Here is a 7,039-nt window from a genome sequence, read left to right on the forward strand (position 1 = left end):
CGTGGTAAAGTACCGGGATGAAGTCCAACCTGGAACCTGTCCGTGAGTTCAAGCGCCGGGCCGAGAACACGCTACCCGGCAGGGTGAAGAAAGTGGTGCTCTACGGCTCCCGTGCGCGCGGCGACGCGCGGCGTGGTTCGGACTGGGATGTCGCAGTCTTCATCAGGGGAAGAGTGGCAGCTTTTGAGGCCACCGCGCTTTCCCATATCGGCTCCGATCTCTTTTTCGATCGCGGTTGGAACATTCATCCCGTCGTCTTGCCGGCGCGGCGCGAGACCGAAGACAGCTTCTTCCTGCGCTCTGTATGCGGGGACGGTATCGCCGTTTGACGGCCGAGAATAGCCAGCGCCTAGGCAAGGCGCGCCGGCTTGTTCGCGTCGCCAGGACGTACAATCCGACGAAAGATGCGGAAGGCGTTGCACATCACGCAAACGCCGGTGATCTCCTTCAGCTGAAGCGCGTCGACGAGGTCAACTTGACGCTGGATCTGCGAAAGGAGATCGCGGCCTTCAAAGTCCGTCAGCGACAGGACATGAGCCGGCTGGAGTCCTAGGCCCCTCGCACGATGCACCTGAAGCCGACATGGCTGGTCGAGGTGTCGATATCCTCAGCATGGCGCGCCGCGGGGCGGTAGCGCCGGCAGTAATTTGGCGCACAAAGGTGCGAGCCGCCCTTGAGCACCTTGCGCGGGATTCGGGCTCCCGTCTGGCGCGGATCGTAGCTGCCTTCGGGTCCGGCGCCGCGCGGGTTGGTCGGGACGCAGCAGGCCTTCGAAGCGTCGGCCTCGTGCTTCGTCGAGTACCAGTCGGTCGTCCATTCCCAGACATTGCCGATCATGTCGTGGACGCCGTAGCCGTTGGGCGGGAAGGCGCGCACCGGCGAGGTCCGCGCCCAGCCGTCGGCGCGCAGGTTCTCGTTCGGAAAGTTGCCCTGCCAGGTGTTGGCCATGTGCCGGCCGCCCGGCGTGAACGCGTCGCCCCAGGCGAACTCCGCGCCGTCCAGTCCGCCGCGCGCAGCGAACTCCCATTCCGCTTCGGTCGGGAGCTCCTTGCCGGCCCATTTGGCGTAAGCCTCGGCGTCCTTGAACGCCACCTGCACCACGGGATGATCGTCCAGCCCGCCGATGTGGCTGCCCTTGCCATAGGGCCGCCGCCACATGGCGCCGAAGGTGAAGCGCCACCACTGGCTGAAGTCGGCGAGGTCGACGGGCTTGTCGGGCGGCGTGAACACCAGCCCGCCTGCCTTGAGCATCTTCGGCAGGGCGCCGGGATAGTCCTTGGGATCGGGCGGGATCTCCGCCCAGGTGACGTAGTTCGTTGCCGCCACGAAGGCGCGGAACTGCGCGTTGGTGACGGGCGTGGGATCGATCCAGAACCCGTCGACCGTGACGGTGTGGCTCGGCGCCTCGTCGGGATAATGCCGGTCCGAGCCCATGCGGAAGGTGCCGCCGGGGATGCGGATCATGTCGGCGACCGTCGCGCCGGGCGCGACGGCAGAAGAGCCCTCCACGGCTATGCCTCCTAGTTTACGCCCTCGGGCGGTCGCGTCAGCTTGTCGAGCACGCCCTGTAGGTTGAACGAGCCCGGCTTCTGGCGCGGCGGAAACTCGGCCAGGGTCTGGATGTAGCGGGTGACGAAGGCCTGTGCCGGGACCAGCAGGAAGACGCGGTCGATGCGCCAACGGCCGTAGCCCATGCCTTCCTTGTCGGCGCGCTCGAAGGGGTCGGCCCGGAGATCGAACAGCTTCGGCACCCGCAGCGTTACCATCGGATCCTGCCACACATCGAAGCCGTGGCTGCGCTGCTCCATGAAGGCCAGCTTCCACTTGTCGTAGCGCAAGCCGGCCAGCCCGCCGTCGTCCGTCCAGTAGAAGAACTCCTTGCGCGCACTGCCGTTGCCGTTGTTCAGCAGCTCACGCTGGTCGTAGCCGTCTAGATGGACCTTGAAGGTCTTGTCGCCGAACGTGGCGCCGCGCATCAGCTTGGCCTGCAGGTCGGTCTCGCCGACGGCGGCCAGCAGGGTCTGCATCCAGTCCTCGGCCGAGAATACCTCGTTGATCTCGGTGCCCGGCTTCACCAGGTCCGGCCAGCGCACCATGGCCGGCACGCGATAGCCGCCTTCCCAGTTGGTGTTCTTCTCGCCGCGGAACGGGGTGGTGCCGCCGTCCGGCCAGCTCATGACCTCCGCGCCGTTGTCGGTCGTGTAGACCACGATGGTGTTGTTCGCGATCCCGAGGTCATCAAGCTTCTTCAGGAGTTGGCCGACCTGGCCGTCATGCTCGACCATACCGTCAGCATAGACGCCGAGCCCGGTCTTGCCCTCGGACGCCTTCTTGAGATGGGTCCAGATGTGCATGCGGCTGGAGTTGGTCCATACGAAGAACGGCTTCTTGTCGCGGTTGGCCCGGTCGATGAAGTCGAGCGTGGCGGCTAAAAATTCCTCGTCGACGGTCTCCATGCGCTTGGTGGTCAGCGGACCCGTATCCTCGCACTTCTGCTTGCCCCACTTGCCGAAGCGCGGATCGTCGCCCGGCGTGTCGCTGGGTTGGGCGACGCACTTCAGCACGCCGCGCGGGCCGTACTTGGCCTTGAACGTCGGGTCCTTCGGATAGTCGACGTTCTCCGGCTCCTCCTCGGCGTTGAGGTGATAGAGGTTGCCGAAGAATTCGTCGAAGCCGTGCACGGTCGGCAGGAACTCGTTGCGGTCGCCGAGATGGTTCTTGCCGAACTGGCCCGTCGCATAGCCCTGCGCCTTCAGGAGATCGGCGATGGTCGGGTCCTTCTCCGACAGCCCTTCCGGCGCGCCGGGCAGACCGACTTTCAAGAGCCCGGTGCGGATCGGTGACTGGCCGGTGATGAAGGCGGCCCGACCCGCCGTGCACGATTGCTGGCCGTAATAGTCGGTGAAGATCGCGCCTTCGCGGGCGATGCGGTCGATGTTGGGGGTGCGGTAGCCCATCATGCCGCGATTGTAGGCGCTGATATTCCACAGCCCGATATCGTCGCCCATGATGACCAGGATGTTGGGCTTTGCCGGCGGCGCCTGGGCAAGCGCCGATGCACCAACGACGAGGCTTGCCATGACGGCCGAAGCTGCCCCCGCCAGTATCTTCGCTTTCATCGGACCCTCCGTTGCTTCGCTTCATCGAACGCGAAAACGCGCTTCCAGTCGTTGGCGCAGATGTAGAGCGCCTTGATGGCTAGTCAGGGCGCCGTCGCTGCCCAATTGCAGCTGGCGTCGTCGTTGCTGACGGTCAAGCGCTTGGGTCTGACCGAGAGGTCGGCCACGATCTTTACCCAGTAGCCGCCGGCATAGACGTTGGGCCGGATGCGGTTGAGGTCGTAGTGAATGCCGCCGGCTGTCAGCAGGACGGCGCTGTTGTTGCTGACGGTCAGCGTCATGGGGCGGGTCATGCTGGGGTCTCCCATGATGCAGCCGGTGACGCTGTCGGGCTGCAGGGCCAACGTGAACACAGTCACCGAGTTGGGATCGGTCGGACCGGCGGCAGGTGTGGCGGTGCCCGTGGTTTGGCTGCAGCCGGCGATCAGCATCGCCGTCACAAGTGCCGCAAACTCTTTGGTTCGGCCCATGAATTTGGCCCCGCTGGGAGACAAGTTCAGCTTACACCCGCCGGGCCGAACGCACATGGCGCAATGCTCAAATTGACGTGACGTTCGGTACACGCCCTAGGCGCCGGTGATCTCTCTCAGCAGCCCGAAGAACGCCTGCTTCCTCACCGACGAGATCGTCCAGTCGACAGGCAGGGACTGGAAGCCGTCCTCGAAGCGCTCGCGGATGCGGCGGAAGTCGAAGTAACCCCAGCTCGCGCCGCTGTCGATGGCGGCCACCAGATGGTTGTCGGGCTTGTCGAAATCGAAGTGGTCGTCCTCGTTGTAGACCATCGGCTGGCCGCGATAGCCGGCGCCGGCGCGCCAGCGCGCGACCTGCAGGCGGATGCCGTGCGGGCTCGACTGCGGCGGGCCGTCGGGGCCGCTGACGCCATTGCCGTGCGGCAGATGGAAATCGGAGGTGGCGAGGATCGCCTCGGAGGGCGCGTTGATCGAGATCAGGCTGGTGCTGACCAGAAGCTTGCCCTGGCTGCGCTTCTTGGCGAGGTCGATCAGTTCGTGGCAGCGCGCGGCGGTGATGATGGGATGGACGAAGACGTTCGGCAGGTCGACCTCGTTGCCGATCTCGAGCAGGACGTTGGTCGCGTTCTGCTGCAGCAGCCAGTCGACGGTGTTGGTGACGGCGGCCTTCACCGCCGTCTCGTCCTTCAGCGTGGGGCTCTGCTTGCCGTAGAACAGGCCCAGGATCACGACCATGCTGAGGGCGTCGCAGGCCTTGATGACCTTGTCGAGGCGCGCCAACCAGGCGGGCTTGATCGTGCCGTCTGCGGTGAAGCCGCCGATCTTCCATGGCTGGTGCCAGGAGTAGCCCTGCGGGCTGCCGCCTTGGATATTGATGCAGACGGCCAAGAGACCGTGGTCGCGATAGGAGGGCAGGGCGGCGATGAACTCGCGCGTGCTGCGCTCGGCGTCCCAGTCGCCGTCGGCATAAGACCAGGCGCCGCGTGTAGACGGGTTCTCGTCGTCGGCGATGGCGTTGGCCATGCGGCTGTTGAACAGCAGGCCTTCGATGCGATGGCCCTTCCAGCTGCGGCCGGCGTAGGTCGGCGTGCCGTTGATGGTGAAGCCGCCGTTGGCGATGGAGATGGTGGCGGTCATGGGAGCGCGGGCCTCTGGCCCGCATCATAATCATGAGCGGGCCAGAGGCCCGCACTCCCGGAAGACATCAGAACCCGACGGCGGCGCCGTCGCGGCGGCCTTCGGAGGCGGCGAGGTAAGCGCCGCCTTCGGGGAAGCGCCAGATGATCTGGCTGGAGCCGAAATCGAAGCTCGGCCACTTTGTATGCGTGAGCTTGTGGCCGCGGGCCTCGAGGCCGCTCAGCGTCTCGGTTGGCATGTGATCCTCGACCCACACGGTCTTGTCGGTCTCGTGCACGCGCCAGCGCGGGCCGCAGATCGCGGCCTGCGGGTTCTGGCCGTAGTCGACGATGCGCGAGAAGACCTGCATGTGGCCCTGCGGCTGCATGGCGCCGCCCATCAGGCCGAAGGTCGCTACCGGCTTGCCGTCCTTGGTGATGAAGGCGGGGATGATGGTGTGAAACGGCCGCTTCTTGGGGCCGACCTCGTTGGGATGGCCCTTGGTCGTGACGAAGCCCGTCGCGCGGTTCTGAAGGGCGATGCCCGTGCCCGGCACAACGATGCCCGAGCCGAAGCCCGTGTAGTTCGACTGGATCAGCGACACCATCATGCCGCTCTCGTCGGCCGCGCCGAGATAGATCGTGCCGCTGTCCTTCGGCACGCCCGGACCGAATTCCTTCGCCTTCTTCGGGTCGATCAGCTTGGCGCGGCTCTTGAGATAATGCTTGTCCAGCATCTGCGCCGGCGTCACGTCCATGAACCTGGGATCGGCGACGTAGCGCCAGATGTCGGCGAAGGCGAGCTTCATCGCCTCGATGCGCAGGTGCGTTACTTCAGCGCCGTCGCAGTCGTGACCCGCGATGTCGAAGTTCTCCAGGATGCCGAGCGCCATGCAGGCGGCGATGCCCTGACCCGACGGCGGGATCTCGTGCAGCGTCGTGCCGCGATAGGTGAGGCCGATGGGATCGACCCAGTCGGCCTGGTGCTCGGCGAGATCGTTGCGCCGCAGCGCCCCGCCGGTCGCCCGGGCATGGCTGTCCATCGCCTCGGCAAGCTCGCCGCGATAGAAGGCCTCGCCTCCGGACTCGGCGATCTTGGCGAGCGTCTTCGCCTGGTCGGGGAACTTCCAGACCTCGCCCGCCTGCGGCGTGCGGCCGTTCGGCATGAAGTCGCGCACCCAGTCCTGCTGGCCACGCAGCCGGTCGACGGCGCGTGCCCATTGCCGCGACACCATGTAGGACACGCGGAAGCCGTCGTGGGCGTACTTGATCGCGGGCTCGAACAGGTCGGCGAAAGGCAGCTTGCCGTAGCGCGCGTGCAGGGCCATCCAGAGCGAGACGGCACCGGGCACCGTGACGCTGCCCCAGCCCGTGCTCGGCATGCTGGCCTGGCCCGCATACTGGTCGGGCGTCATCAGCGCCGGCGAATGGCCCGAGGCGTTCAGCCCGACGAGCTTGGTGCCGTCCCACAGGATGCAGAAGGCATCGGCGCCGATGCCGTTCATGGTCGGCTCGACGATGGTGATGGCAATGGCGCTGGCGATCGCCGCGTCGACGGCATTGCCGCCCTTGGCCAGCATGCGCAGGCCGGCGGTGGAGGCGAGGTGCTGGGAGGAGGCGACGACGTTGGACGCGAAGACCGGAAGCTTCCTGGTCGGGTAGGGAAAATCGTACGTGAAGGACGGCACCCAAAAATCCTTTCTACTTCTTCTTCTCCGCCGCCAGCGCCTCGATGCGCGCCACGAAGCGTGGCGTCTGCAGGAACTGGCGGTGCTCGGCCTCGCTCTTGCCGAACAGGCGGGACCAGTCGAACACGCCCGCTCCGGCGATCTGGCCCATCCTGCCCGAAAGCGAGATGCGCTCGCCGAGCCGCAAGGTTTTTAGCGCCGCGATGGCCGGATCGGAAAGGCCTGGCGGCGGCGGTTCGCGCGTTCGTGTGGAGAAAAGGTCGAGAACCGAGCCGGCGAAGGCCAAAGTCCAGTCGTTGAACGCGTAGAGCGAAACTTGGCGGCCGATTTCGACCGTGACCGCGACCTTCTGGGCGGTGCCTTCGATCTTGGTCAAGGTGCCGCACCAGTCGGAAAAGGCGCCGACCTTGTCGGCCAGGGCGATGCTTTGCTCGACGGCTTCTTCTATCTGCAGCGGATTGCCGGAGGCGAGCGCCGGCTTGGCCAGCGCCTTCAGCCCGTCGAGGAAGCCGAGCTGCGCCGGATTGCGCTCCTCGCACGGCTTGTCGAAGCAGGCGGCGAGGGCGAGAGAGGGGCTACCGAGGATGACTACGCGACGAGAAGCAATCATGGTCTTCCGGACCGCGCGCATCCTGCGCGCTCATGAA

The 7,039-nt window shown here is 65.9% G+C and carries 8 protein-coding genes; 2 read left to right on the forward strand and 6 right to left on the reverse strand.

What is annotated here, in order from left to right; genetic code table 11:
• Positions 1-17: 17 nt before the first annotated feature.
• Together RSO01_RS26010 and RSO01_RS26015 are read left to right on the forward strand one after the other, a co-directional pair.
• A complete protein-coding gene (locus RSO01_RS26010; protein WP_147152921.1) occupies positions 18-329 on the forward strand; it encodes a nucleotidyltransferase domain-containing protein in 312 nt (103 codons plus the stop codon).
• Positions 326-553 carry a hypothetical protein gene (locus RSO01_RS26015; RefSeq protein WP_147152923.1) on the forward strand — a complete coding sequence of 76 codons (228 nt, stop codon included), beginning with the start codon at positions 326-328 and terminating at the stop codon, positions 551-553. Before RSO01_RS26010 ends, RSO01_RS26015 begins: the two co-directional genes overlap by 4 nt.
• Here the strand turns inward: RSO01_RS26015 and RSO01_RS26020 are convergent.
• From RSO01_RS26020 to RSO01_RS26045, 6 genes are all read right to left on the reverse strand, one after another.
• Positions 550-1,509, reverse strand: a complete 960-nt coding sequence (locus tag RSO01_RS26020) for a formylglycine-generating enzyme family protein (RefSeq protein ID WP_507763594.1) — start codon at positions 1,507-1,509, stop codon at positions 550-552. The genes RSO01_RS26015 and RSO01_RS26020 overlap by 4 nt on opposite strands.
• 11 nt (positions 1,510-1,520) lie before the next feature.
• Positions 1,521-3,119, reverse strand: coding sequence for an arylsulfatase (locus RSO01_RS26025; RefSeq protein WP_147152925.1), 1,599 nt, complete (start codon positions 3,117-3,119; stop codon positions 1,521-1,523).
• 83 nt (positions 3,120-3,202) lie between these two features.
• A complete protein-coding gene (locus tag RSO01_RS26030; RefSeq protein WP_147152927.1) occupies positions 3,203-3,589 on the reverse strand; it encodes a hypothetical protein in 387 nt (128 codons plus the stop codon).
• A 96-nt stretch (positions 3,590-3,685) separates the two neighbouring features.
• On the reverse strand, positions 3,686-4,726 hold the full coding sequence (locus RSO01_RS26035; RefSeq protein WP_147152929.1) for a hypothetical protein: 1,041 nt from the start codon (positions 4,724-4,726) through the stop codon (positions 3,686-3,688).
• Between the two features lie 67 nt (positions 4,727-4,793).
• Complete coding sequence (gene ggt, locus RSO01_RS26040) at positions 4,794-6,392, reverse strand: gamma-glutamyltransferase (protein WP_147152931.1); 1,599 nt, start codon at positions 6,390-6,392, stop codon at positions 4,794-4,796.
• A gap of 13 nt (positions 6,393-6,405) precedes the next feature.
• Positions 6,406-7,023 carry a hypothetical protein gene (locus RSO01_RS26045; protein WP_170303362.1) on the reverse strand — a complete coding sequence of 206 codons (618 nt, stop codon included), beginning with the start codon at positions 7,021-7,023 and terminating at the stop codon, positions 6,406-6,408.
• Positions 7,024-7,039 lie beyond the last annotated feature (16 nt).

The organism is Reyranella soli (genome assembly GCF_007992495.1).
Classification (GTDB): domain Bacteria; phylum Pseudomonadota; class Alphaproteobacteria; order Reyranellales; family Reyranellaceae; genus Reyranella; species Reyranella soli.